23 protein-coding genes are annotated in these 24675 nt (G+C 67.1%); 5 read left to right on the top strand and 18 right to left on the bottom strand.

The window, feature by feature from the left end; all coding sequences use genetic code 11:
* Positions 1–3: 3 nt before the first annotated feature.
* From OG326_RS01920 to OG326_RS01900, 5 genes are all read right to left on the bottom strand, one after another.
* Positions 4–558 carry an SRPBCC family protein gene (locus OG326_RS01920; protein WP_327142909.1) on the bottom strand — a complete coding sequence of 185 codons (555 nt, stop codon included), beginning with the start codon at positions 556–558 and terminating at the stop codon, positions 4–6.
* A gap of 126 nt (positions 559–684) precedes the next feature.
* A complete protein-coding gene (gene lhgO / locus OG326_RS01915) occupies positions 685–1884 on the bottom strand; it encodes an L-2-hydroxyglutarate oxidase (protein WP_327142908.1) in 1200 nt (399 codons plus the stop codon).
* The gene (locus tag OG326_RS01910) at positions 1881–2699 is read right to left on the bottom strand and encodes a hypothetical protein (RefSeq protein ID WP_327142907.1); all 819 of its coding nucleotides are present in this window, start codon (positions 2697–2699) and stop codon (positions 1881–1883) included. The genes lhgO and OG326_RS01910 overlap by 4 nt, the downstream gene beginning before the upstream one ends.
* Positions 2700–3054: 355 nt before the next feature.
* Positions 3055–3846, bottom strand: a complete 792-nt coding sequence (locus tag OG326_RS01905; protein WP_327142906.1) for a TIGR03084 family metal-binding protein — start codon at positions 3844–3846, stop codon at positions 3055–3057.
* Between the two features lie 120 nt (positions 3847–3966).
* Positions 3967–5322, bottom strand: a complete 1356-nt coding sequence (locus OG326_RS01900; RefSeq protein ID WP_327142905.1) for a hypothetical protein — start codon at positions 5320–5322, stop codon at positions 3967–3969.
* Between the two features lie 174 nt (positions 5323–5496).
* Between OG326_RS01900 and OG326_RS01895 the strand changes: the two genes are divergently transcribed.
* Entirely contained in the window at positions 5497–6561 is a 1065-nt protein-coding gene (locus OG326_RS01895; protein ID WP_327142904.1) for a metallophosphoesterase, read from the top strand.
* Between the two features lie 20 nt (positions 6562–6581).
* Here OG326_RS01895 and OG326_RS01890 read toward each other — a convergent pair whose 3' ends face one another.
* From OG326_RS01890 to OG326_RS01875, 4 genes are all read right to left on the bottom strand, one after another.
* Positions 6582–7589 carry a zinc-binding dehydrogenase gene (locus OG326_RS01890; RefSeq protein WP_327142903.1) on the bottom strand — a complete coding sequence of 336 codons (1008 nt, stop codon included), beginning with the start codon at positions 7587–7589 and terminating at the stop codon, positions 6582–6584.
* A 135-nt stretch (positions 7590–7724) separates the two neighbouring features.
* Positions 7725–8585 (bottom strand): alpha/beta fold hydrolase, encoded by an 861-nt coding sequence (locus OG326_RS01885; protein ID WP_327142902.1) that lies wholly within the window; start codon positions 8583–8585, stop codon positions 7725–7727.
* Positions 8586–8684: 99 nt separating this feature from the next.
* On the bottom strand, positions 8685–9257 hold the full coding sequence (locus OG326_RS01880) for a TetR/AcrR family transcriptional regulator (protein ID WP_327142901.1): 573 nt from the start codon (positions 9255–9257) through the stop codon (positions 8685–8687).
* Positions 9257–10105: an alpha/beta fold hydrolase gene (locus OG326_RS01875; RefSeq protein WP_327142900.1), complete on the bottom strand. Its 849-nt coding sequence runs from the start codon at positions 10103–10105 to the stop codon at positions 9257–9259. The genes OG326_RS01880 and OG326_RS01875 overlap by 1 nt, the downstream gene beginning before the upstream one ends.
* Before the next feature lie 132 nt (positions 10106–10237).
* Between OG326_RS01875 and OG326_RS01870 the strand changes: the two genes are divergently transcribed.
* Positions 10238–10708, top strand: coding sequence for a MarR family winged helix-turn-helix transcriptional regulator (locus OG326_RS01870; RefSeq protein ID WP_327146331.1), 471 nt, complete (start codon positions 10238–10240; stop codon positions 10706–10708).
* Between the two features lie 19 nt (positions 10709–10727).
* Here OG326_RS01870 and OG326_RS01865 read toward each other — a convergent pair whose 3' ends face one another.
* The 3 genes from OG326_RS01865 to OG326_RS01855 all read right to left on the bottom strand — a co-directional run bounded on the left by OG326_RS01865 (position 10728) and on the right by OG326_RS01855 (position 13156).
* The gene (locus tag OG326_RS01865; RefSeq protein WP_327142899.1) at positions 10728–11192 is read right to left on the bottom strand and encodes a hypothetical protein; all 465 of its coding nucleotides are present in this window, start codon (positions 11190–11192) and stop codon (positions 10728–10730) included.
* 95 nt (positions 11193–11287) lie between these two features.
* Positions 11288–12676: an FAD-dependent oxidoreductase gene (locus OG326_RS01860; RefSeq protein ID WP_327142898.1), complete on the bottom strand. Its 1389-nt coding sequence runs from the start codon at positions 12674–12676 to the stop codon at positions 11288–11290.
* Positions 12677–12688: 12 nt separating this feature from the next.
* Positions 12689–13156, bottom strand: a complete 468-nt coding sequence (locus OG326_RS01855) for a MarR family winged helix-turn-helix transcriptional regulator (protein WP_327142897.1) — start codon at positions 13154–13156, stop codon at positions 12689–12691.
* Between the two features lie 230 nt (positions 13157–13386).
* Between OG326_RS01855 and lon the strand changes: the two genes are divergently transcribed.
* Positions 13387–15795, top strand: a complete 2409-nt coding sequence (lon, locus tag OG326_RS01850; protein ID WP_442790993.1) for an endopeptidase La — start codon at positions 13387–13389, stop codon at positions 15793–15795.
* A gap of 130 nt (positions 15796–15925) precedes the next feature.
* On the top strand, positions 15926–16627 hold the full coding sequence (locus OG326_RS01845) for an endonuclease/exonuclease/phosphatase family protein (RefSeq protein ID WP_327142895.1): 702 nt from the start codon (positions 15926–15928) through the stop codon (positions 16625–16627).
* Here the strand turns inward: OG326_RS01845 and OG326_RS01840 are convergent.
* Positions 16624–17616, bottom strand: a complete 993-nt coding sequence (locus OG326_RS01840; protein WP_327142894.1) for an acrylyl-CoA reductase family protein — start codon at positions 17614–17616, stop codon at positions 16624–16626. The genes OG326_RS01845 and OG326_RS01840 overlap by 4 nt on opposite strands.
* A gap of 154 nt (positions 17617–17770) precedes the next feature.
* On the opposite strand from OG326_RS01840, the gene OG326_RS01835 reads away from it, so the two are divergent.
* Positions 17771–18592 carry an alpha/beta fold hydrolase gene (locus tag OG326_RS01835; RefSeq protein ID WP_327142893.1) on the top strand — a complete coding sequence of 274 codons (822 nt, stop codon included), beginning with the start codon at positions 17771–17773 and terminating at the stop codon, positions 18590–18592.
* A 19-nt stretch (positions 18593–18611) separates the two neighbouring features.
* On the opposite strand, the gene OG326_RS01830 is transcribed toward OG326_RS01835, so the two are convergent.
* The 5 genes from OG326_RS01830 to OG326_RS01810 form a co-directional block, all read right to left on the bottom strand.
* Positions 18612–19394: an enoyl-CoA hydratase/isomerase family protein gene (locus OG326_RS01830; RefSeq protein ID WP_327142892.1), complete on the bottom strand. Its 783-nt coding sequence runs from the start codon at positions 19392–19394 to the stop codon at positions 18612–18614.
* A gap of 90 nt (positions 19395–19484) precedes the next feature.
* The gene (locus OG326_RS01825; protein WP_327142891.1) at positions 19485–20555 is read right to left on the bottom strand and encodes a DNA polymerase IV; all 1071 of its coding nucleotides are present in this window, start codon (positions 20553–20555) and stop codon (positions 19485–19487) included.
* 21 nt (positions 20556–20576) lie between these two features.
* Complete coding sequence (locus tag OG326_RS01820) at positions 20577–21065, bottom strand: hypothetical protein (protein WP_327142890.1); 489 nt, start codon at positions 21063–21065, stop codon at positions 20577–20579.
* Between the two features lie 257 nt (positions 21066–21322).
* Positions 21323–22306, bottom strand: a complete 984-nt coding sequence (locus OG326_RS01815; protein ID WP_327142889.1) for a methyltransferase — start codon at positions 22304–22306, stop codon at positions 21323–21325.
* A 101-nt stretch (positions 22307–22407) separates the two neighbouring features.
* Positions 22408–24288: an ABC transporter ATP-binding protein gene (locus OG326_RS01810; protein WP_327142888.1), complete on the bottom strand. Its 1881-nt coding sequence runs from the start codon at positions 24286–24288 to the stop codon at positions 22408–22410.
* Positions 24289–24675 lie beyond the last annotated feature (387 nt).

The raw sequence follows: 24675 nt of genomic DNA, 5'->3' as shown, positions 1-24675 counted from the left end.
ACCCTACGCAATCCGGCCGACAAGATCCGTTCCGTGGAATTCCTCTATCTCCCTTCGCAATTGCGATTCGGTGCGTCGCACGGCCGATTGTACGGCGGCAGCCAGCATTCGGGAGAGCAGGCGGCCGGTGAGCCCACGCGGGGTCCAGTACTCGGTTTCCGAGGTGAGCACCGCTCGACCGTAGCCCAGCGGATCGAATCGCAGGGTGATGACGCACAGGGGTGAACAGCAGACGCCGGTGTCCTGCACACCGCCGCCGCCCTCGCTCGTTCCAGCACTCTGCGCGTGCGCTGACTTCCCCGTCCTGCGCCTGCGCAGCGTGTATTCGATGACCGCGTTCCGGCGGTAGTCGGTGATCTCACACTCGACCGTGGGATGCCAGAGGCCTACTCGCAGCGTGGCTGCGAAGACCGTGCCCGCGCCGTGATCGCTGTCTCCGAGTGGTTCGAAGGCGGCGACGGCGAAGGCCCAGTCCGGTACGAACTGATGGTTGTCCGTGTACGTGAACGCGACCTCCACCGGTGCCCCGACGTCGCTCGCGTATTTCATGTGGCCCATAGGCTGCTCCCTGTCCCACGGCTGCCAACAAAAGTACTACAGCAGTCCTATTTAATGAACGGATACCCGGATATGTAGTCCTGGTAACCGTCATCCACAACCGGATTGCGGTAATTCACAGAATGGTCAAGCGTCCAATTGCGCGGCGATATGCGCGGCAATCGGCAGTGCGGACGTCGCCGCCGGAGAGGGAGCATTGAGAACATGCACGGAGCGCGCCGTGCGTTCGAGTAGAAAATCGTGCACGAGCGTGCCGTCCCGCCGCACCGCCTGCGCCCGGATACCCGCCTCCCGGGGCAGCAAATCCTGCCGCGTCAACTCCGGGCAGTAGCGCCGGCATTCGGCCAGATAACCGCGCTTGAACACCGAATTGCGCATCTCCCGCAGCCCGGTGCGGACATTGGCCGCCGCCACCCGATGGAATCCGCGGTATCCCAGAATCTCGCGCGCATCCCGCAGATCCACACTGCCCTTGCGATAGCCCTCGCGTGCCAGCCCCAGCACGGCATTCGGCCCCACCGTGAGCCCGCCGTCGATGGTCGGGCTCAAATGCACACCCAGGAACGGCAATTCGGGATCCGGTATCGGATAGATGAGGGTGTGCACCAGATCGCTGCGCTCGGGCGGCAACTGGTAGTACTCACCCCGGAACGGCACGATGCGCAGATCGGTATCCACCCCGGCCAGTCGCGCCAGGCGATCGGCCTGCAGTCCGCCGCACACCACCAGCCGCGCCGCGCGCCAACTACCCGAGGGCCCGGAAACCGTTACCGCGTCGGTGGTTTCGTCGATGGCGGTGACTTCCGCGCCCAGTACGATCTCACCCCCGGCCGCGCGCACCTCGTCCGCCAGGGCATCGGTGACGCGCTGGTAGTCGATGATTCCGGTGCTCGGCACGAACAGCGCGCCGACCCCGGTCACCCGCGGTTCCCGGCGCACCAGTTCCGCGGTGTCGAGCAGTTCCACCTCCACGTCATTGGTCACCGACCGCTCGTAGAGCGCCAGCATCCGGGCGTGTTCGGCGGAATCGGTGGCCACCAGCAGTTTCCCGCATACACGGAACGGAATATCGTGTGCGGCCGCGAATTCCTTGGTCTGCTGTGCCCCGGCCCGGCACAGTCGCGCCTTCAGACTGCCGGGTTCGTAGTAGATCCCCGAGTGGATGACTCCGCTGTTGTGGCCGGTCTGGTGGACGCCGAGCGCGTCCGCCTTCTCGACCAGCAGCAGGCTTGCGCCGGGATGCCGGTCGAGCAGGCGATACGCGGTGGCCACCCCGACGATTCCGCCGCCGATCACGCAGTAGTCGTACACACCGGGAAGTCTCACACAGTGGCGGTGTGTGAGTCTCCGTCAGTAGTGAGCGTGCCGGTGCGGGCGCTGGTCCGGCCGCCGATGCTCTGGCCGGTCGCCCCGGCCGGGTCGGTCGCGACCGGTGGGGTGAGCTCGGCGGCCGCCGTGTCCGAGTCGGCCGGTGCGGGCGCGGTGTGCGGTGCGAACTGCACGCCGTAGCGTCCGAGGGCCGGATCGGAGAAGGTCACGGTGACCTCGCCGCGCCGGGTGTCCACATCGGTGCGCAGCTGGGTATTGGCGGACGGATCCGAGCCGATGCCGAGCTGCTGGCCCAGCGGGCTGTGCAGCACCAGGTCGGCGACGGTCGCGAAGACATTGGTGTCCAGCGTGAACGACACCGAATTGAGCTGCGCCGGAACGACTGCCGCGCCGACGTAGGCGGTGCCGAGCCGAATCTGCCCGGCCAGCGCGCTGGGTCGCGGCCCGGCGGCCGGAGCGGCGGCGGATTTGCCCGGTTCGACAGCCGGAATCGGCTCCAGCCCAATCATTTCCGTCTTGTGCGGGGTGAAAAATGAAGCGAGACCGATGGTGTCGGCGGTCGGCGTGACGGGTCCGGGCAGCGGGTTGCCGCCGCCGTTGACCGGTGGCGGAAATTGCCCGTGTGCCAGGCTGGGTGTGGTGAGCATGGTGCCGGACTTCTGTGTTCCGGCCATTTCATTGGCGACATAGGATCCGGCGGCGACGGTCAGACCGATGCTGGCCATGCCCGCGGTGACGACGGCGCTGAAGCGGAGCACCTGTGCTGCGCGCCGAGACGTCCGGGCGGCCTGCGTCGCGAGTTGATGCGACATGACTGGTGCGTTCCTTTCCCTCTCCCCTGGTCCCCCTGCGTCTTTCGACGCCCACGACCCGCACCATTGAAAGTCGTACGCCCGTCCAGGTTACGGCGGCACGCGGCAGGACCCCTCGCCCTCGAGACCAGGATCACAGCGACTGTACCGGCAGGCGGGACTCAGGAGTCCGAAATGAGAAAGTCGATTGCCGGCGCACAAGCATGTTTCCGGCGTCTAAAGGGTGGGTAATTAGCGGATAGCGGCGAGCGCCAACTCGACTGCCATCGAGGAACCTCCGGCCAATGTCGTCCGGTCGGCACCAGGCACGGCGCACCTACGGTGGCGCTCGCTCGCTCTATGCCCAGACGGCAGGTCAGGAAAACTGGCCTGCCGTCCGGCCTGTTCCGGGCGGCCCGGCGAAAGCCTGTGCCAGGCCCAGCCATTCGAGTGCATCCGCGCCTTCTACCTGCAGTGCGAGATCGTCCAGGTGACGGCGCTGCGTGACGGCGAGGCAGAAGTCCAAGGCGGGTCCGGTGATTCGCTGCGGTGCGTCCTGCGGCCCCCAGGCCCACGTGCTGCCGTCGGGTGCGGTCAATTCGACGCGAAACTCGTGCTCGGGCGCGCTGCGGCCGTGCGTGATGTACGCGAAGTTCCGGGTCCGGACACCCAGGTGGGCAATGTTCCGCAACCGAGCGGTCGGTACTCGGGTGACGCCGAGCGTGTCCGCCACATCCTGGCCGTGCGCCCACGTCTCCATCAGCCGTGCGGTCACCATGGAGGCCGCGCTCATGGGCGGGCCGAACCACGGGAGCTTGGCGCCGGCCGGCACCGTGCGCAGCGCCTGTACGAGCGTTTCGCGATCGTGCCGCCACGCCGCGAGCAGTTCGGGCGCGGGCGTCTTCGCTTCCTCTTCGGCGGCTTCGTCCACGAAGGTCAGCGCCTTCGGCAGGGCGGCCTGCACGAGTGCGTCGAAGGCCACGGCGTCGGTGGCGGCCACGGCGGCCACGCGATCGGTCCAGGTCAGGTGACCGATCTGATGTGCGATGGTCCAGCCGGCCGCGGGGGTGTCCCGCTGCCAGTCGGCGGGATCCAGATCGGCGACGAGCCGGTCCAGATCACCGCATTCGGCGGTGAGGTCGGCGAGCAGCGCTTCGAGGTCGGCCATCGCAAGTCCTTGTCGCAGTGTGGAACAGCACGCACGCCGATGGCGGATGCCGTCGCCGGTCAGCATCGCAGTGCGGTGGAAAAAATGCAAGCGTGCGTGCTTGTATTTACCGAGGCGCTCCTACCAGCCGAAAATCACCAGGTGCACCGCGCCGACAGCCAGGCCCAGCACGGCGCCGTGCAGGTAGAGCAGCCACGCATCCTGTTCCACGGAGGCGTAGAACATCTCCATGAACTCGCCGGGGGTGAGTTGCTTGAGCTTGCGGGCGGCGAATTCGTCGATCTTCTTGGCCTGGGTGGCCGCGAATTCCTCGTCCTCGACCAGGGTCGGGGCCAGTCCCGCCGCCGCGTCCGCCGCGCCGATGGTCAGATTGTCGAATTGCCGTGCGCCGAACACGGTTCGGACAAAGGTGTGGGTGGGCCCGAGCTGCCGGTGGATCTCGGCGGAGATGAGCCGCTCCAGCAGCTGCCGGGTCTTGTCGCCATTGGTGCCGTCGAGCAGTTCCTTGGCCAGGTTCGGCAGCGTGAGCACCTGATAGGCCAGCAGATGCGCGAGATCGGCCGCGGCCTCCGGCTGCCGCTTGGCCAGCAGCGCCTGCTTCCACAGGTACTTGTAGCGCGGCTGCGGATCGCCGGGCTCGAACACCATTTTGACGGCAATGACATTGACGGTCACGCCGATGGCGGCCGCGGCGGTCAGGATGACCGCCCAGTTCGGAATCCACCCGATCACCGGAATGCTCTGGTGCACATGCATATACAGCGCCAGCAGCAGACCGAACGGTGCGCCGAGCAGGCCGATCCGCACCATGAACTTGAGTTCGGGCGCGGCGATGGTGGTGGTGAGGTCCTTCAGGATGTGCGGGTTCTCCCGCAGGTACCCGATGACGAAGCCCTTGATATCGATGAGCTGATCGACATTGTCGCCGAGCTCCTCGAAGGCGCGCCGGGCCAGCGTCGGCAGTTCGCGCTCCACCCGCTGGTAGAGCACATTGCGGACCGCGCCGGGCACCGCGCCCCACAGATCCGGGTTCTCCCTTTTCATGATCTCGTTGACCATGGACGGCACCTGTTTGCGTCCGACATCGGCGATGTAGTCGGAAATTCCGTCCAGATCGAGTTCGTGGATGAAGTCCTTGGGACTGCCGATTCGCATAATGGCGACATCCACACAAATGCTGGCCATCTTTTCGGCGCGCGCGGGAATGAACCCTTGGAAGCCGAGCTGTTTTCCGTCGCCGGAGAAGGTGGGCAGCACCTGGACGCGGCGCGGCAGATACGGGTAGAGGATGTCCAGGCCCGGGACGCGGAATCCGCGAAAGTACAGCGGCCAGAACAACATCAGGACGCCGGTCCAGTTGGTGAGCCAACCGGCGATGGCGCTGAAGATCGGGAAACTCACCAGATCGACGACGAGTTTCGGCTGGCCGATCAGCTGCTCCCAGTCGATGAAAGCACCCGAGGCCAATGTCGTCATTGTGGCGTCCCCCTGTGGCCGAGCAGATTGTGAGATAACGGACAACCAACACTCTCATCGGCGAAGGGTGCTGTCAAAAGGTCGATGGCCTTGGCGAACGTGTCATATTGTGCGGACTTTTCGGAGACCGGGAATACTGGTCAGTCGACCAGAAACTGAGCTGAGGAGAGCTGGATGACCGTGGACCGCCGCGGCTTTCTGACCGGTGCCGCAACCGCCGCCGGCATCGCAACAGTAGCCGCGACCGCCGGGCCGGGCTGGGCCGAACCCGCGCCCGCGCCGATCATCACCAAACTGCCCTTCCCCGACACCGCCGCACTGCGGATTCTCGTCACCGGTGATGCGGGCACCGGCGCCCGGCCGCAGTGGGCCGTCGCCGATGCCGCCCGCGCCCTGCACGGCGAGCAGCCGTTCTCCTTCGCGCTCGGTCTCGGCGACAATGTCTACGAACAGGGCCCGTGGTCCGATGACGACGCCCAGTTCAGCGCGAAATTCGAGGACCCCAACCACGATCTCGACTTCCCCTGGATCATGGTGCAGGGCAATCACGACAACAGTTCGATCCTGCCCGGCGACGGTGGCTGGCTGCTGCGCGGTGATCACGAGGTCGCCTATCACGCGCGTTCCCCGCGCTGGTTCATGCCGTCGCGCTACTACACGGTGCCCATCGGTGCGCTCGTCGAGTTCTTCGTGCTGGACCTGAATCCCATTGCGGCCTACCTGCCTCCGCTCTTCGCGCCGTACTGGGCCGCGGACGGTCAGTTCATGACCGAGCAGGCCGCCTGGCTCGATCGCGCGCTGGACGAGTCCACCGCCAAGTGGAAGATCGTCTGCACGCATCATCCGTATCTGAGCAATGGCAGTCACGGAAATGCCGGTCAGTACGAGGGATTGAGCATCAGCCCCATTGACGGAACGCATGTGAAGGACTTCTTCGAGGCGCACGTGCTGGGTCGTGCCCAGTTCCTGCTCTCCGGGCACGACCACTGCCTGCAGGTGCTGGAACCCACCGGCGCCACCAAGGGCACCCGCCAGATCGGTTCCGGCGCAGCGGCCAAAACCAATTCCGGCGCGCACGCCACCGATCCGGCCCGGATCACCCCGTCGCTGTACGAGAACTTCACCGACCTCGGCTTCATGGTCTTGGACCTGACCCAGTCCTCGGCAGACCTCACGGTCTACACCGTCGACCCGTCAACCGCCCAGCCCACCAACGCTTTTCAGCGCCGACTGGCCTGAACCCCGGGATCCACCCATCCTCAGGGCTTCAGCACGATGCGAATCGGATTGCCCTCCTTGGCATCCAGCGCGTGCACGGCCTTGGCGGCATCGGCCAGCGGCACCACCGCGCTGACCGACCGGGCGAAGTCGACCCGCTGCAGCCCCTGGAGTTTCACCAGTTCGGTGACGTGCTCCGGCGCCGACCCGTAGTGCCCGCGCAATTGCTGCTGAAAGAAACTGAACGCCGTCCCGTGCGCGATGGTGATCGGCTTATCGGTCAGCCCGACCAGCACCAGCCGCCCCTTGGGCGCCAGGCAGATCGCGGCCTGCTCGCGCACCGCGGCCACCCCGGCGAAGTCGAACGCGGCGGCGAGCCCGGTCCCCGAGGCCGCCCACACCTTCGCCCGCAGTTCCGGATCGGCCGGATCGAAGGCGAAATCCGCACCGAATTCGAGCGCGCGTTCCCGCGCGGCCGGCAAGGGATCGATCGCGATGATCGGCGCCGCACCCACCAGGCGCAGCAACTGCACCCCGTGCGCACCCAGCCCGCCGACACCCCAGACACCCACCGCCTCACCGGCTTTCACCTCGGCGGTAGCGGTGATGGCGGCCCACGGCGTGGACACCGCATCCGGAATGAAGCACGCCTGCTCGAACGGCAATTCATCCGGAATCGGCACCAGCGTGTCGACCCGGGCCAGCGTGTATTCCGCCCACCCGCCGTCGTAATCCACTCCGCGCGTGAAGGTAGCGCCATTGCGCAACTCCCCCGCCTGCAACAGCACTCGATCCCCGACCTTCGCGCCCGTGACCCCCGGCCCCAGCTGATGCACGGTCCCCGCGACCTCATGCCCCAGCGTGACCACATCGCCCTTCAAGAACAGCGGCGACAAAGTCCCATCGATGAGATGCACATCCGACAGGCAAACCCCGGCGGCCTCCACCTTCACCAGCACATGATCGGCCCCGGGTTCCGGTACCGGCACCTCATCCAATTCCAGCCTGCGGTCAGGTCCCAGATGTAGTCGCGCCGCCAACATGTTCATCGACTCCTATGGCAATCGGATCGGGCATTCCACTCCGCCGCCATGCTAGGCCGCCACCCCTCCCAACCCATCCGATATCCCGCCCCGGCCTGGCCACGCACCCGAACAACGGGGCGAATTGCCAGATGGATGCGCTCAGCTTCGAGCTGAGTCCTGCGCGGTCGGTCTGGCGGGAGCGAAGGCTTCTGCGAAGAAGTCGGTGACTATGGCGGTTACCTCGGGGGCGCGCTCGAGCATGGGGACGTGGCCGGAGCGGTCCAGCCATTCGGCGCGGTCGGGGCGGAGCTGGGCATTGAGGGTGCGGCCGGCGGCGGACGAGAGGATGCGGTTCTCGGTGCCCCAGATCGTGCAGATCGGGGGGAGCTGATCGCGATCGGGCCACTGGTCCAGCGCGGTGAAGGCGGACAGGTCGCGGACCAGGCCGACCAGGGCGCGGGCCGGGAAGCCGTCGGAGAGCGGCGCGACGTAGGGGCATTCGCGATAGCTGCGGCCGCTCGAGAACCAGGAGCGAATGGTGCTGCGGGCGAACCACTTCGGGGTATGCCAGCCGCCGAGTACGCGGGCGCCGAGCGCGGGGAGGCCGCGGGTGATGCGCGCCAGTGCGCCCAGATCGCCGTGCATGGCGGTGGATTCGGTCAGCGGGTTGATCGCGACGACCGCACGGACCAGTCCCGGATTGCGCCGCGCCAGGGTGAGGCTGATGGCCGAACCCAGGCAGTTGCCGACCAGGCCGACATCGGTGAGCTCATGCGCGAGCAGGAATTGCCGCACCAGTTCGGTGTACCGCTCCAGGGTGAATCCGTCGGCCGGTTGATCGGAGCTCCCGTAGCCGGGCAGATCGAGCGCATACACCCGGTATCGCCCTGCGAGAGCGGTGATCTGCGGTGTCCAGATCAGATGTGAGGACCCCGCATTGTGCAGGAACACCACCGCTGGTCCTTCGTCGCCCTGCTGTAGGTAGGCGATGCGAATACCGTCGAACTCGAAGTTTTCCATGATGCTCCCCGTGGCCACACTGCCGGTGATGTACTCATGGTCCGCCGAAAACCGCTGACACCTGTGCTCTTCGGCGAATCTACCTCGTGCCGCGGCCGCTCAGCCGCTGCCGGCGTCGCTGAAGCCGCGGTCGAGGAAGCGGATCATCCAGTCGAAGCTGTCCTCGGCATCGGGGCTCCATTGGAATCCGTTGGCCGCCTGCAGGCTGGCGAATCCGTGGAAGATGCTGCGCAGGGTGCGCACCGCGTGCACCATCTCGGATTCGGGGATGCCGTAGCCGCGCAGCACCACCTGAATGGATTCGATGACGCGTGTACTCGATTGCAGCAGTGGGTCATCGGGCCCGGTGGAGGTCGCGCCGACGGTGGCCGCGTAGCGCCCGGGATGCTCCACCACGTAGTGCCGGAAGGCGTTCGAGAAGGCCGCGAGCGCCGCACTGCCGGAGCGCCCGTGCATGGCGTCGCGAACGCATTGATCGAGTTCGCCCATGGCGAGCGTGGCGATCCCGTGCTGCAGATCCGCCAGTCCGTCGATGTGCTTGTAGAGCGACGGCGTCCGGACGCCGAGCCGCTGTGCGAGGGGACTCAGCGCCAGGTTCGCGAAACCCACGTCGTCGGCGAGCGCGGCGCCCGCCGCGACGACATCGGTCTTGCTGAGCCCGACTCTAGGCACTACGCATGCTCCTTCAGGAACGGCAGGATCAGGGCTGCGGTCTGATCAGCCAGCTGTGCATGAGGGTAGTGGCCGCCGTTCTCGACCAGGCCCAGGCTGCCCAGCCCGGCGGGCAGTGCGGCGATGATGGCCTTGCCCTCGGCCTCGGGGCTCGGGAAGTCCGGATCGGCGGTGCCCATGATGATCAGCGCCGGCTGGGTCACGTTCGGCAGCTGGGCCTGCGCATCGGCCGGGGTCGACTGACCGGTCTTCATGAATTCGGCCATCCGGCCCGGCTCGCGCAGCTTGGCGGCGAGGTCGGCCATGTACTGGTCGTAGTCGGCGGGCTTGGTCGGGTAGGCCACGTTCAGGTACTTCAGCCACTGGCCGACGCTCTTGAAGATCATGGTGCCCATCAGCGGGATCATGCCGCGGCGGTGGTGCGAATTGGTCAGCAGCGCACCGATGTTCACCTTCTGCTCCAGGGTGAACGGGTTGATCTCGACAATGGCCCGGACGAGGTCCGGCCCCTGCGCGGCGGCGATGGTGGCGGACCCGCCGGACAGCGAGTGACCCACGATGACGGCGGGCCCGGCATTCAGCCCCTTGATGACGGCGAGCAGGTCATTGGCCACATCGGTGCGGCTGATGGCCTCCTTGCCGGTGACCGACGGCCAGCCCATGCTGGATTCGCCGTGTCCGCGCATATCCGTATTGATCACCCGGTAGCCGGCGGCCGCGATCTGCGGCGCCAGGAACCGGTAGGCCTTGCGGCTGTCGCCCATGCCGTGCGAGAGCACCACCAGCGGTCCTTCGCCGATCGAGTCGTAAGCGATCCGGCCGCCGTCGATATCGATGTACTCGGTCATGTCGTTCTCTCCTCGTTCAAAGCTAACTGCGATAGCCATAAAGCTAATCGCTTTAGCCAACGTCGTCAACCCCCCAATTTTCGACTGATCCGGGCCATATAGTTGCCATATAAACTGTCCGGCGTGGCGGGCATGGAGAACGCGGATACCAATGATGAAGTGGGCGCGAACGTCGGCTATCTGGTCTGGCGGCTGTCGACCCGATGGCGCGCCACCCTCGACCGTGCCCTCGCGCCCTACGGACTCACCCAGGCCCAGTACTCGGTGCTGGCCCCGCTGTACGGCTTGACCAGGGACGGCACCCGCCCGAGTCAGCGGCGACTGGCCGATCTCACCGGTCTCGACGCCGTCTACATCTCGAAACTGGTGCGCGCCCTGGAACGGCTCGGGCTGGTCACGCGCACCGCCAGCACCGCTGACCCGCGCGCGGTCGAACTGTCCCTGACCGATTCGGGTGTCGAAACCGCCCAGTGCACAATAGAACTCGTCTACGACCTGCGGGATCGATTGACTGCTCCCCTGGGCGGCAACAACAGCGGGCGCACCGCGGAGCTCGCCGCCATGCTGCGGGAACTCCTCGATGCGCCCGAGGGTGTCGAATAGTTGTGTGGCTAAGGCGTTTTCACAGCGCCTGTCCCTCGCGGAGCTTCTTCGCCCGCTCGATGACAGAGGTCAGCACCCGGTGGGCGGTGGCCAGCTCCTCCGGATCGGACCCGCCGAAGATGGGCCGGGTCAGCGGCCCGACGGTCTGCATCAGGGTCTTCAGCTCGGCGGCCCCCGCGGCGGTGAGCTGCACCGGTCCCGGGCCGTCGACGGCGGAACCGTCGACAAACCCCTTGGCCTGCATGCCGCCGAGCAGTGCGCCCGCGCCCGCCGCATCGATGCCGAGCTGCCGCTGCCCGGCCAGATAGGCGTGGAACTCGGCCGGTTCGGCGACCGGCCCGCGCGTCGCCAGTGCGCGCAGGACGGCGTATTCCTTACTGGTGGTGGTGAATCCGTTCGCGGCGAGCGTCGCCTCGAGCAGGGCGGTGACCGCCCCTTCGGCCTCGGCGATGTCCTGACCGGTGAGTGTGGGTGCAGTGGTCATGGCTGACTCCTGGGTGTGACGAAAGTGCGTCCGCTATTTACTGTACATAGAAACTATGTCCATGGAAACAATATTCCGGAGGCGCCCGCCACCGTTCACGCGTCGCGGTAATCCCGCAGGTCTGCCAGGAATTTCCGGCGCAGGGCGGGGATCTTGGCGGTCAGGCTGAAGTAGCGGCGCGCGGCGAAGAGCGCCAACCGGCCCATGACCGGGCGGTACAGCGGATCATCGGCGCTCGTGCCGTTGTTGTCGAGCGAATCGGCGACCCGGGCGAAGCCGTAGGGCACGATCTCGGCCTCGTATTCGCCGATCGCGGCGATCAGCTCCTGCTCACCGCGCTCCACCGCGATCAGCCTGCGGCACAGCAGTGCGGCATCGCGCAGCGCGGTGTTCGCGCCGACACCCTGCCCCGGGGTCATGGTGTGAATGGCATCGCCGAGCAGCGTGATATTGGTCGGCTGCCAGGCCTCGATCGGCACCGAGGTCGAAATCCGCAGTGGGAAAGCGGAAGCCGGATCGGACAGTTCGATCATGCGGCGCAGCTTGGGATCCCAGCCTGTGGTCGCGGCAAGCACCGCCCGCACGAGTTCCTGACCGCGCAGCTCGGTGACGCCCTCGGGGAAGTGGTCGTGCGCGCTCCACACCGAGAGATTCACATAGTCGCGAGTGTTGTCGTACTGCAGGCCATCCCAGACATTGAGCAGGTCCGCATCCTCGCCGTCCCGGGGCCGCCCGTGCTCGTCCCAGGGGAACTGCATCACGTGCAGCATGCCCATCATGCCGCCCCTGCCGAAGATGAGGTTGATGCCCTGTTCGAATTCGGTCGAGAGCATCGCCCGAATCTCCGGTGTCAGTGCGGTTTTGGTGGCCAGCGCGGTAATGCCGGAGTCCTTGATCTCCGCATGCGGCAGGTACTGCTGCCGGACGGCCGAACGGGTGCCCTCCGCCGAGACGAGCACATCGCCCTCGGCGCTGGTCCCGTCCGAAAAGTGCGCGGTGACTGTGCCATTGGGGTTCTGGGTGTAGTGCGTGTACACCTTCCCGTACGTCACGACATCGTCCATACCGGTGAACAGCACCTGGCGCAGCGTGGAGCGGGAGACCGAACGCTCACCGTCGCCGGCCTCGCCGAGCGCGATGCTGGCCGTGGTCCGCATCTTCTCGGTCAGCACATTGAAGTAGCGCGGCGCCCGAGCGCAGGTGGCGACGAAGGTTTCGTACAGCTTCGGCGGCAGGCACTGCTCGAGCGCCCGCCCGCCGGTGGCGTCCAGGCCGACGCGATAGCCGTACAGCCCGTCCCTGCGGGATCCGTAGCGCTCGTAGACCGCGACGGAAACGTTCGCCTGACGCAGGCCGTGCGCCAGGCACATACCGCCGGTACCGGCTCCGATGATGATGACGTGCATGGTGACGACCTCCTGAAACCTGAAGCTCTCGAATATCGCGGGAATCTCGACCGCCGATAGATATATCTTGAACTTCAAGTCACTTGATTGTCAAGCTTTCTGAGGGGGCATGGCCCGTAACCGCTGGACGTGCTCGTCCTGAGTGGTCCGGCTGGCGTCGAGGAACCCGATGATCAGTTCGAGCTGCTCGGGGGTGTACTTCGCCACGATGTGGCGGGAGTCGTCGAGGAAGGGCGCCATCAGCCCGAGGGCGCGTTCGAGCGCGCGCGGAGTGATCCGGACCAGGGTCTTGCGCCGGTCGGTGGGGTGCGGATGCCGGCTGAGGTAGTCGAGCTTCTCCAGCCGATCCAGCATGGTGGTGACACTTCCGCTGGTCAGTCCGAGCTGGACGGCGAGCGTGCTCGGCGCCGCGTCCTCCCCATTGATCAGGATTTCCAGGCAGCGCAGGTCCGTCTCGTTCACTCCCATCAGGCGAGCGAGCTCGCGGTCGAAGTCGTCGACCGATGCCTGATATGCCTGCACGGCCGCTCCCAGCCGGGCCTCGATGTCGCTGGACATTCGGATGAGCTCCCTGTTCGGACGAATTTATCTTGACAATCAAGATACAACGGCCGTTCGCTGGGGGTGAACGAGCGTGCGGAATTAGTCGAGGGGTAGTGAGGTTGACAAGGTCACGCTCAACCTGAGTTGAGCAGGAGACGCTCAATGTTGGAAGGGTCGAAGACGTGACTACTACCTCACAGAACCTGCCGGTCCTGTTCCTGACCGATCCGATCGTGCTGCCCGGCATGGTCGTCCCGATCGAGCTCGACGAGTCCGCGCAGGCCGCCATCGACGCCGCGCGGGCGGGCAAGGTCAACCAGGTGCTGGTCGCGCCGCGCCTGGACGAGGGCTACGCCACCTACGGTGTGGTCGCCACCATCGAACAGGTCGGCCGCATGCGTGGCGGCGCACCCGCCGCGGTGCTGAAGGCCGAGGGGCGCGCGAAGATCGGGCACGGCGTGACCGGCCCGGGCGCGGCGCTCTGGGTCGAGGCCGAGCCGGTCGAGCTCCCCGAGGCCGACGGCCGCACCAGGGAGCTTGCCGCCGAATACAAGAAGCTCGTCGTGGCCGTACTGCAGCGCCGTGAGGCGTGGCAGGTCATCGACGCCGTCAATCAGCTGAACGATCCGTCGGCCATTGCCGATGCGGCCGGCTGGGCGACCTACCTGACCAATGAGGACAAGCGCGAACTGCTCGAAACCCTCGATACCGCAACCCGTTTGACCAAGCTGATCGGCTGGACCAAGCAGCACATCGCGGAGACCGAGGTCAGCGAGAAGATCAGCGAGGAAGTGCGCGAGGGCGTCGAGAAGAGCCAGCGCGAATTCCTGCTTCGCCAGCAGCTCAATGCGATTCGCAAGGAGCTGGGCGAGGGTGAGCCCGACGGCGCGGACGACTACCGCACCCGCGTGGAGACCGCCGACCTGCCGGACAATATCCGTGAGGCCGCGCTGCGCGAGGTGGATCGCCTGGAGCGTTCCAGTGATCAGAGCCCCGAATCGGGCTGGATCCGCACCTGGCTGGACACCGTCCTGGAGCTGCCGTTCAGCGTGAAAACCGCTGACAGCACCGATGTCTCGGCTGCCCGCGCGGTGCTGGACGCCGATCACCACGGCCTGGACGAGGTCAAGGACCGCATGGTCGAGTACCTCGCGGTGCGCGCCCGCCGGGCCGCACGCGGCCTGGAGGTCGTGGGCGGTCGCGGTTCCGGCGCGGTGCTGGTGCTGGTCGGCCCGCCCGGTGTGGGTAAGACCTCGCTGGGCGAGTCCGTGGCACGGGCCCTGGGCCGCAAGTTCGTTCGCGTCGCCCTGGGCGGCGTGCGCGACGAGGCGGAGATCCGCGGTCACCGGCGCACCTACGTCGGCGCGCTGCCGGGTCGCATCGTACGGGCCATGAAGGAGGCGGGTTCGATGAATCCCGTTGTCCTGCTGGACGAGATCGACAAGGTCGGCTCCGATTTCCGCGGTGATCCGGCGGCGGCGCTGCTCGAGGTCCTGGACCCCGCGCAGAACCACACCTTCCGCGATCACTACCTGGATCTGGATCTGGACCTGTCCGATGTGCTGTTCATCGCGACCGCGAATGTCATGGACACCATTCCCGGCCCGCTGCTGGACCGCATGGAGATCATCACCGTCGACGGTTACACCGAGGACGACAAGGTCGCCATCGCCCGTGACTTCCTGATCCCGCGTCAGCTGGAGCGCAATGCTCTGACCGGCGAGGAGGTCGTGATCACGAACGAGGCGCTGCGTGAGGTCGCCGCCAACTACACCCGGGAAGCCGGTGTGCGGCAGATGGAGCGGCTGATCGCCAAGGCGCTGCGCAAGGCGGCGACCAGGCTGTCGGAGTCGGCGGATCTCAATGGCCCCGAAAGCATCGTCATCGCAGGAGATTTCGTGCCCGATGCGAAGTCGCTCGGCGAGAACGACGGGCTCACAGCGGATCTGGGCTACGGTTCCGAGCTCGGTTACGACGGTGGCCCCGCGCCGCTGGTGATCGGACTCGATGACCTGAAGGAGTACCTGGGCCGTCCGCGCTTCACCCCCGACGGGGTGGAACGCACCGCGGTCCCCGGTGTGGCAACGGGTTTGGCCGTGACCGGCTCCGGTGGCGATGTCCTCTACATCGAGGCCAATGCCGCCGAGGGCGAGCGCTCGCTCACCCTGACCGGTCAACTGGGTGACGTCATGAAGGAGTCCGCGCAGATCGCCCTGACCTACGTCCGCTCCCACCTGGAGGAGATCGGCATCGAGCCGAAGATGCTGGATCGCAATATCCACATCCACTTCCCGGCAGGCGCGGTCCCGAAGGACGGTCCCTCTGCGGGTGTCACCATGGTCACCGCCCTGGTGTCCCTGGCCCTGGGCCGACAGGTCCGTTCGGACGTCGGCATGACCGGCGAGGTCACCCTGAACGGCCGGGTCCTGCCCATCGGCGGCGTGAAGCAGAAGCTGCTCGCAGCCCAGCGCGCCGGTTTGAAGACCGTCTTCATCCCGGCCCGCAACGAGCCTGACCTCGACGAAGTCCCCGCCGAGGTGCTGGCCGCCCTGGACGTCCGTCCCGTCGCCGACGTGGCCGACATCCTGGCCTACGCCATCGAACCGGTTCTCGAGCCGGCTCTGGATGGCCGTCCCCTGAGCGCCACCGCCTGACGGCAGGCGCTCGGCCCGGGAGCCGTGCGTGGAGTCCCCCCGCGCACGGCTCCCCCGTGCTCGGACCGTGCGTGTTTCACATGAAACGAAACTCGCACGGTCCGTTTGTATCTCGGTAACCTGACTGTTCATGATCACTGTCGCTACCTGGAATGTGCTGCACAGGGTCCACGCCGACAACTACGCCAACGAGATCGCCGCGCAGTGGCCGGTGGAGGCCGAGCGAATTGCCGCTGTCACCGGCGTGGTGGCCCGGCGATCCGAAAGGGTCATCGCCTTGCAGGAAGTCAGTGGCGATCAGCTGGCGAGCCTCCGGGAGGCCCTGCCCGCCAGCACCTTTCATACGCTCCGCTATCCGCGGATACCGAACCCGCGCCGCATCGCGTCGGTGCTCGCGGAGCGCGCCGAATACCTCGTACTCATCGTCGACGGGCCCGGTAAGGAGGTCGCCGCCGCGTCCTTCGCCACCGATCCCGGAAAGGGTGCGCTCGCGGTCGAGGTGGAGGGGGTGCTCGTGGTCGCGACCCATGTGACGGGCGATTTTCGCCGCGACGGGCAGTTCGCCGATCTGGCCGCACTGGCGGCCACCGCGCCGGCGGTGCTGCTGGGCGATTTCAATGCCGACCGGGCGACCGTGGGCGCCGCGCTCGGCGCGGCATTCACCGTGGCCGGCCTCGCACCGGACTCCGAGCCCACGCGCCCGCGCACCGACGGCGCCAAATCCCAGTTCATCGACCACGTGGTGGTCCGCGGCATCGCGGTCCGCGATGCCGCCGTCGAGGATGTGGCCGGTACCTCCGACCACAATCTCGTGCGAGCGATCGTCGGTTAGAACTCGCCCGCGACGCCGAGCACGGTGCGCCCGGAGTGGGTGCCCTCCAGCACGGAGTGCAGGACCGCTTCGGCCTCGGTGATCGGGGCATAGTTTTCCAGCAGCGAAAGGTGCTGGGGCTTCAGGTCTTTGGCGAGCCGCGCCCACAATTCCCGACGGATCGAGATCGGCAGCTGCACGGAGTCGATGCCGAGCAGCGAGACGCCGCGCAGAATGAAGGGCAGTACCGTGGTGGGCAGGTCGCTGCCGCCGGTGAGGCCGGAAACCGCCACCGCGCCACCGTATTTCACGGCCGAGAGAATATGCGCGAGCGAGGATCCGCCGACACTGTCCACCGCGGCGGCCCACTGTGCCTTACCGAGCGGGCGCAGCTTTTCGCCCTCGGCGGGCAGCCGCCCGACCACGGACTTCGCACCGAGCGTATCGAGCAGTTCGGTCGCACCGATCTTGCCGGTGGAGGCGATGACCTCGAAGCCGAGCCCGCTCAGAATATCGACGGCCACGCTGCCGACGCCGCCCGTCGCCCCGGTGACCAGCACCGGACCGCTGCCGGGGGTGAGACCGTGGTCGAGCAGCGCCTGCACGCTCAGGGCGGCGGTGAATCCGGCGGTGCCCAGGGTCGCCGCCTCGCGCGGGGTGAGACCGTCGAGCTTCACGACCCATTCGGCGGGCACCCGCGCGTATTCGGCGAAGCCGCCGTTGCGCGCGGTGCCGATCTCGTAGCCGTGTGCGACGACCAGGTCGCCGACCGCGAATTCGGGGTTGTCGGAGGCGAAAACCTCACCGGTGATATCGATGCCCGGGACGATCGGATAATCGCGCACCACGCCGCCACCGGGGGTGATGGCGAGTCCGTCCTTGTAGTTGGCACTCGTGAAGTGCACCTTGATCGTCACGTCCCCCGGCCCGAGGAAGTCGTCGCCGACCGTCTCGCGGAGCAGTGAGATCCCGCTGTCCGTCTTGTGTGCCACCATCGCCTGGAACTCCATGGTCCGAGCATAGGCTTCGGCGCTGGTCAGGGCGATCTTCCCGCAATAATCGGCGACTTTACCTCGCGCGTAATCGCTTTCGTTCCCGCGGCGCGGCATCGTTGATCTCAGCAAGCAACACGCGGTAAGCGAAAGCCCAAGGAGCGCAGCAGATATGCCTTACTTCCAGACCACCACCGACGGCACCACCCTCGCCTACGAGGACTACGGCACCGGCGCGCCGATCGTCTTCGCCGCCGGCTGGGTGCTCAATGCGGATATGTGGGAATACCAGGTGCCGTTCCTCGTCCAGCACGGCTACCGCTGCGTTCTGCTGGACCGCCGCGGCCACGGCCGGTCGGATCGTCCCTCCGGTGGCTACGACGTCGACACCCGCGCCGACGATATCGCCGCACTCATCGAGCACCTGGACCTGACCGATGTCACCCTGGTCGGTCACTCGGCCGGCGGCGCCGAGCTGGTGCGCTACCTGGCCAGGCACGGCGAGAGCCGGGTATCGCGAATTGCCCTGCTGGCCCCCGCGATTCCCTTTATGACGCAGACCGAGGACAACCCGGCAGGCGTACCGCCCGAGCTGCTCGAGGCGTCGATGGCGGAGCTGGACGCCGACCGTCCGAAGTGGTTCGCCGCCCGCGCCCAGGGCTACTTCGCCACCCACCTCGGCAACAATGTCTCCGCGGCCGTCATCGACTTCGAGGTCCAGCGCTGCCTCTCGGCCTCCCCCTACGCCACCCGTCAGGTGCAGCGGGACCTGCTGGCCTCCGATCACCGCCCGGATGTCGCCGGGCTGACCATCCCGTTCCTGCTGCTGCACGGCCTGGTCGATCAGTCCATCCCGATCGAGGTCAGCAGCTACCAGGCGATCAAGCTCGCGCCGCATGCGGTGCTCAAGGAGTACCCGACCGCGGGGCACGGCCTCTACATTTCGCATGCGGCGCAGGTGAACTCCGACATCCTCGAGTTCATCGAGCAGTGATCGGCGAAAGCCGCGTTCCTCAGGCGAATTTCGGCGAACGCTTACCGAGGAACGCGGCGATGCCCTCGGCCCCGTCGGCCGATTCGGCGGCGTGCGTGATGAATGTGGCCTCGGTGGCCAACTGCTCCTCGAGGGTGTGCTGCGACGAAACCAGCAGCAGCTTCTTCACATTCGCATTGGAACCCTTCGGCCCCTGCGCGAACTGCTGGGCCAGCTGCTCCACGGTGTCGGCGAGATCCGCGTCCGGCACCACCTGGTGCAGCAGCCCCCAGTCGAGCGCCTCGGCGGCGCTGAGCACCCGGTTGGTGAGCATGAGGTCCTGGGTGCGGCGCACGCCGATCAGGCGCGGCAGGTAGTAGGACGCGCCGCCGTCCGGGCTCAGCCCGACCTTGGTGTACGCCATGGTGAACGACGCCGATTCGCTCGCGACCACCAGATCACCGGCCACCGCGAGGCTCATGCCGGCGCCCGCCGCGGTGCCGTTCACCCCGACGATCAGCAGGGCGTCCATGCGGGCCAGGGAGGACACGGCCTCGTGCAGCGTGCCCGCCAGCTTGGCGATGAACGCACCGGTGTCGTCACTGCCCGCCATGGCCCGCAGATCGCCGCCCGCGGAGAAGAACTTCCCGGCGCCGGTCAGTACCACCACCTTGATGGCGGGATCCTCCGAGCAGTACGCGGCGGCCTGCGCCAATTCGTCGGCCAGCGCCTGGTCGATGCCGTTCGCGGCCTTCGGCCGGTTCAGCGTTATGCGGGCGATCGGGCCATTGTGCTCGAAGCTGATGTTCTCGTAATTGCTCATCGATGGGTGCCTTCCGTCCGTATGCCTGGTCCCAGCATTGCAAACGTGGTCTTCCCGCCCGACGCTCGGTCACTCACGCCGGACCCTCGATCACTCGGAGCGCGGGCCGAATTCCACGCGCACGCCCAGCAGGCGAATGGGCCGGTCCAGCTCGAAGCCGTGCAGTACCTGCAGCGCGGTCTGCACGACCTCGTCCACATCGGTGCTGGCATGTGCGAGCTTCCGCTGTTTGGTGCGGGTGAAGAAGGTACTGGTGCGGACGGTGACGCCGATGCGCGCCACGGTGCGCCCGCCGGCGAGGGTCTCCTCGGTCACCTGGGTGGTCAGGCGGGTGACGGCATCGTCGAATTCGGCGCGTTCGGTGAGATCGGCGGGGAAGGTCTCGGATCGACTGTGCCCCACCGGTTCCCGGGGCTCGGCCACCTCGGTATCGCCCGCGCCGTGGCCCAGGACCCACAGGTAAGGCCCGGTATTGGGCCCGAATTCCCTGGCGAGCAGTTCCCGATCCGCGGCCGCCAGCTCGGCGACGGTCGTTATCCCCAAGGCGCTCAGGCGTTTTGCGATCCGCGCACCGACGCCCCACAGCGCGGTGGTGGGCCGATGCGCCATCAGTTCGGTCCAATTGTCCGCCGTGAGCCGGAAGATGCCCGTTCCGGCATCCCGCTCGGCGGCGGCATCACCGGACTTGCCGACCGACTTGGCGAATCCGGTGGCGAGTTTGGCCCGGGTCTTGTTGTCTCCGATGCCGACCGCACACGTCAGACCCAGTTCTTCGATGGCACTGCGGATTTCACGCGCCAGCTGTTCCGGATCGTCGGTATCCACCGCCAGAAAAGCCTCGTCGAATCCGAGCACCTCCACCCGCCCGGGGAATGTGCGCAGCAGCGTCATGATCTCCTCGGACGCCTCCGCGTAGCCGGCCAGATCCTGTGGGAGAAAAACGCCGTCCGGGCACGCGCGCAGTGCCACCCGCAGTGGCATTCCGGCACGCACACCGTGCGCCCGCGCGGGGTACGACGCGCAGGACACCACTTTCCGCGGCTCTTCCGGATCGCCGTTGCCGCCCACAATGACCGGTCGGCCCCGCAGCTCCGGATTCCGCCGGAATTCGACCGCGGCCTGGAATTGGTCGAGGTCGACGTGCAGCAGCCAGCGCGTCACCCCTCCGTCTTACCGCAACTCTCAGCGAGAGCGCCGCAACCACTCCGCCGGAGAACGATGCGCATATCGGGCCCTGAGCACACCCGAGTCCACGTGGCCCTGGATCCGAATCAGTGGGGCGCCCGGAAAACGCGGCAGATTAACGCGATTCACCACATGTCCGGTGCCGAACTCCACGGCTTCCAGGTCGATCCGCCAGCCGCGCGGCACGATCACCACGATCGAGCCGGAACCCGCCCTGACCTGCATATCGATCTCGCGGCGGGAACAGTACGCCTGCGTGAAATCGACAACCACCTTGCCCGTGGTGCACTCCGCCAGCAGTTTCTCCGGGACCGTCCACTGTTCCTCGGTCCGGCGGAATTCGCTGGTCACCCGCAATTCCATGGGGGGTATCTCGCGGGCGCGGGACTCCCGTTTTTCCGCGCCTGCGCGCGCGACCTCAGCAAAGCGCTGAATATCATCGAAACCGAAGGCGGTTACCCGCCGCTGCTCCGTCGTACGACTCACCGAAACTCCTCCCCCGGCCTGAAAAAAGGTGTGTGAAAGCTGTGCCAGGGAAGTCGAATTATGCCGTACAGCAGGACATTTGCGACCGCCTCGCGCTTAACGGAACGGTCACAGCACGGTGTCGCTCAGACACCGCGCCGCTGTGAATGCGGGTGTACTTGCAGACGTGCATACCGGCTGCGCACACGCGGCCGCCGATCCGCATTCGCCGAATATCGTTGGCGGCGTTGCGGATAGGTTGCCGGTGCGGAATTCGATCAGCGGCGGCCGAGGTGAACTGTGGTGGCGCCGAGCATGAATACGTCATTGCGAGCAGCTATGAAGCCGTCGCCGGCGGGATCGAGCAGAGCATCGATGGCGGCGCGGTCCTCGGCGGTGATCTGATCGTCGATATGGCCGCGCAGCGCCTCCAGCCAGGCGGCCGCATTGGCGCGAACCTCGGGGCCGGCGGGCGCCGGATGATCGATGAGGATGCTGAACGAGGTGACCTCGCTCAGCCCCGCGTGGGCCAGGGCGGTGCTCCAGCCGTAGGGCATGCGGACGGCGCCGGTGATCTCGGCGCGCATGCGGCCGAATCCCGTTTCGCGGGCGGCCGCCAGCCGGTCCCCCAGTCCGGGGGCGCCGATGCCGAGATCCCAGGGGAGACAACGGGTGGTGAGGCCGCCCTCGGCTAGGGCCAGCCAGCCGCCGGTGCGGACCAGGCGGGCGAGGCGATCGGCGCCCGCCTGCTGATCGGGCAGGTGGTGCACCATGCGGGAGGCCCAGACCAGATCGGCGGGCGGAACCGCCTCGACCGCGGCGTCATCGGCGGCATCCACCTGGATCGTCTCGATGGTCACCCGGTCGTCGCCGCCCCGGGCCGACTCCGCGGCGGTGCGCGCGGCCTCGATGAGCTCCGGTACCGCATCGGCGATCACCAGCCGTCCGCCGGCGCGAGCCGCGAGGGCCCGGGCGAAGGCCGCGCTCTGCCCGCCCGCACCCGCACCGATATCCAGCACGGTCGGCACGTCACCGCTCTCGGGCAGCAGGGCGATCAACCGCTCGGCGATCGCCGCCTGCGCCGCGGCCGCCATCGCGTCCTCCCGGCGCAGATTGGCGATCTGCGTGGTCCAGTCGATGCCGTCGTGGGTGTGCCCGTGCGAGTGCCCGTGGCCGTGGGAGTGCCCGTTCGCGGGGGCGGCGCCGTCCGTGGCTGCTGGGTTGTCGTGCTGATGCGCGTGCTCGTGCGTATGTGCTCCCATGCCTACGACGCTATCGAGTTTTTCCGGTACGCCAACTTTATTTGCCGGTTCGGCAACAGCTTGCCGAACCGGCAACGGCTAACGGGCGATGCGTGGCGGGATCAGGCGGCGGCAGTCTCGCTGTCGTCCGCGAATTGGGTGCGGTAGAGCTCGGAGTAGCGGCCGCCGACGGCCAATAGCTCGGTATGGGTGCCGCGCTCCACAATGCGGCCGTGCTCCAGAACCAGGATCTGGTCGGCATTGCGGATGGTCGAGAGCCGGTGCGCGATCACCAGGGCGGTGCGGCCCTGCAGCGCCTCGGCGAGCGCCTCCTGCACAGCGGCCTCTGAGGTGGAGTCCAGCGAGGCGGTGGCCTCGTCGAGAATGACCACGCGCGGCTGCTTGAGCAGCAGGCGGGCAATGGTGAGGCGCTGGCGTTCGCCGCCGGAGAGCCGGTAGCCGCGTTCGCCCACCACGGTGTCCAAACCGTCGGGCAGCGAGGCGATGAGATCACGTAACCGGGCACGCTCCAGGGCATCCCACAGTTCCGCCTCGGTGGCTTCGGGGCGGGCGAGCAGCAGATTGCCGCGAATGCTGTCGTGGAACAGGTGCCCGTCCTGGGTGACCAGGCCGACGGTGTCCTGAATGGAGCGCCCGGTCAGCTCGCGCACATCGGTGCCGCCCAGCCGCACCGATCCGGAATCCACGTCGTACAACCGCGAAACCAATTGCGCGATGGTCGATTTCCCGGCCCCGGAGGAGCCGACCAGTGCCACCAGCTGTCCGGGTTCGGCCCGCAGCGACACCTCGTGCAGCACCTCGTCCCCGCCCCGGCTGTCCAGCGTCGCCACATCCTCGAGCGAGGCCAGCGATACCTTGTCGGCGGACGGATAGCCGAAGCTCACCCGGTCCAGCTCCACCGCGATCGGCCCGTCCGGCGCCGCGACGGCATCGGGCGCGTCCTCGATCAGCGGCTTCAGATCCAGTACCTCGAAGACCCGCTCGAAGCTCACCAGCGCCGACATGACGTCCAACCGGGCGCTGGCCAGCGCGGTCAGCGGTGAGTACAGCCGGGCCAGCAGCAGCGAAAGTGCCACCACCGCACCGGGTTCCAGGGTCCCCTTCAATGCGAAGTATCCGCCCAGTCCGTACACCAGCGCCAGAGCCAGGGCCGACACCAGCGTGAGCGCGGTGACGAAGTAGGTCTGCAGCATGGCGGTCCGCACCCCGATATCGCGCACCCGCCCGGCCCGGTCGCCGAATTCGGCGGACTCCTGATGCGGGCGTCCGAACAGCTTCACCAGCGTCGCGCCCGGCGCGGAGAACCGCTCCGTCATCTGCGTGCTCATGGACGCGTTCAGCCCCGCGGCCTCACGCTGAATCCCGGCGAGCTTGTCGCCCATGCGCCGCGCGGGCAGTACGAACACCGGCAGCAGCACCAGGGCCAGCAGCGTGATCTGCCAGGACAGCCGCAGCATGACCGCCAGCGTCAGTGCCAGCGTGACCACATTCGTGACAACACCGGACAGTGTGGTGCTGAAGGCCCGCTGGGCCCCGATCACATCATTGTTGAGGCGGCTGACCAGTGCTCCCGTCCGGGTGCGGGTGAAGAACGCGATCGGCATCTTCTGCACATGATCGAAGACCGAGGTCCGCAGATCGAAGATCAGCCCTTCGCCGATCCGCGCCGACAGCAGCCGGATGACCAGCCCCAAACCCGCGTCCAGCACCGCCACCAGCGCGATGATCGCCGCGAGCAGGATCACCGTCCGCGGCGCCGACCCCTTGACGATGTCGTTCACCACCTGACCCGCCAGTACCGGCGTCGCGACCGCCAGCAGCGCCGACCCGATGCTGAACACCAGGAAGGCCACCAGCCGCCGGTGATGCGGACGCGCGAAAGCGAGAATCCGCCGTGCGGTCCCCGCCCGCAGCGGCCGCTGCTCCGTGTGCGCGTTCATCCGCCGATACAGCTGATCCCGCGCTACGGCTTCCATACTCATCCCGCACTCCTCACCACTCTGGACTTCATCGAACCCCAGACCACCGACAGTAAGACCTCAACAAAGGTTCAGGACAAGCCGATACCCCCGATTGTCCGCTCACAGCGGAATCGGCCATCGCGTCGAAGCGGGCTTCGCTCACCTCGCACCGAACAGCCCGTCGACCGATCGAACATGCCTGATCAGAGCTGTTCGGCTGAGACAAGTGCTGTGTGGCCTCGATCTGGCATGCAGGGTGAACTGCCGGTCGGTGGGTGTTGCAGGTGGGGGTGTTGGCGGCCCGACTCTCACCGAACAGCCTCTCTACCGACTGAACATGCCCTGTGGAGTATTTCGGCTAGGGCATGCGCTGTGTGGTCTCGGGCGGCGTGGTGCGGGCGGACTGCC

The organism is Nocardia sp. NBC_01327 (genome assembly GCF_035958815.1).
GTDB lineage: Bacteria > Actinomycetota > Actinomycetes > Mycobacteriales > Mycobacteriaceae > Nocardia.
This window is presented reverse-complemented; position numbering and strand designations above follow the sequence as displayed.

Excerpts from the sequence above, each read along its gene's own strand:
- OG326_RS01845 (WP_327142895.1), top strand. The coding sequence starts at position 15,926 with ATGATCACTGTCGCTACCTGGAATGTGCTGCACAGGGTCCACGCCGAC.
- OG326_RS01875 (WP_327142900.1), bottom strand. The coding sequence starts at position 10,105 with ATGACCGAGTACATCGATATCGACGGCGGCCGGATCGCTTACGACTCG.
- OG326_RS01905 (WP_327142906.1), bottom strand. The coding sequence starts at position 3,846 with ATGGCCGACCTCGAAGCGCTGCTCGCCGACCTCACCGCCGAATGCGGT.
- OG326_RS01865 (WP_327142899.1), bottom strand. The coding sequence starts at position 11,192 with ATGACCACTGCACCCACACTCACCGGTCAGGACATCGCCGAGGCCGAA.
- OG326_RS01810 (WP_327142888.1), bottom strand. The coding sequence starts at position 24,288 with ATGAGTATGGAAGCCGTAGCGCGGGATCAGCTGTATCGGCGGATGAAC.
- OG326_RS01885 (WP_327142902.1), bottom strand. The coding sequence starts at position 8,585 with ATGGAAAACTTCGAGTTCGACGGTATTCGCATCGCCTACCTACAGCAG.
- OG326_RS01900 (WP_327142905.1), bottom strand. The coding sequence starts at position 5,322 with ATGACGACATTGGCCTCGGGTGCTTTCATCGACTGGGAGCAGCTGATC.
- OG326_RS01840 (WP_327142894.1), bottom strand. The coding sequence starts at position 17,616 with ATGGAGTTCCAGGCGATGGTGGCACACAAGACGGACAGCGGGATCTCA.
- OG326_RS01835 (WP_327142893.1), top strand. The coding sequence starts at position 17,771 with ATGCCTTACTTCCAGACCACCACCGACGGCACCACCCTCGCCTACGAG.
- OG326_RS01870 (WP_327146331.1), top strand. The coding sequence starts at position 10,238 with ATGGAGAACGCGGATACCAATGATGAAGTGGGCGCGAACGTCGGCTAT.
- OG326_RS01910 (WP_327142907.1), bottom strand. The coding sequence starts at position 2,699 with ATGTCGCATCAACTCGCGACGCAGGCCGCCCGGACGTCTCGGCGCGCA.
- OG326_RS01895 (WP_327142904.1), top strand. The coding sequence starts at position 5,497 with ATGACCGTGGACCGCCGCGGCTTTCTGACCGGTGCCGCAACCGCCGCC.
- lon (WP_442790993.1), top strand. The coding sequence starts at position 13,387 with ATGGTCGTCCCGATCGAGCTCGACGAGTCCGCGCAGGCCGCCATCGAC.
- OG326_RS01855 (WP_327142897.1), bottom strand. The coding sequence starts at position 13,156 with ATGTCCAGCGACATCGAGGCCCGGCTGGGAGCGGCCGTGCAGGCATAT.
- OG326_RS01890 (WP_327142903.1), bottom strand. The coding sequence starts at position 7,589 with ATGAACATGTTGGCGGCGCGACTACATCTGGGACCTGACCGCAGGCTG.
- OG326_RS01830 (WP_327142892.1), bottom strand. The coding sequence starts at position 19,394 with ATGAGCAATTACGAGAACATCAGCTTCGAGCACAATGGCCCGATCGCC.
- OG326_RS01920 (WP_327142909.1), bottom strand. The coding sequence starts at position 558 with ATGGGCCACATGAAATACGCGAGCGACGTCGGGGCACCGGTGGAGGTC.
- OG326_RS01815 (WP_327142889.1), bottom strand. The coding sequence starts at position 22,306 with ATGGGAGCACATACGCACGAGCACGCGCATCAGCACGACAACCCAGCA.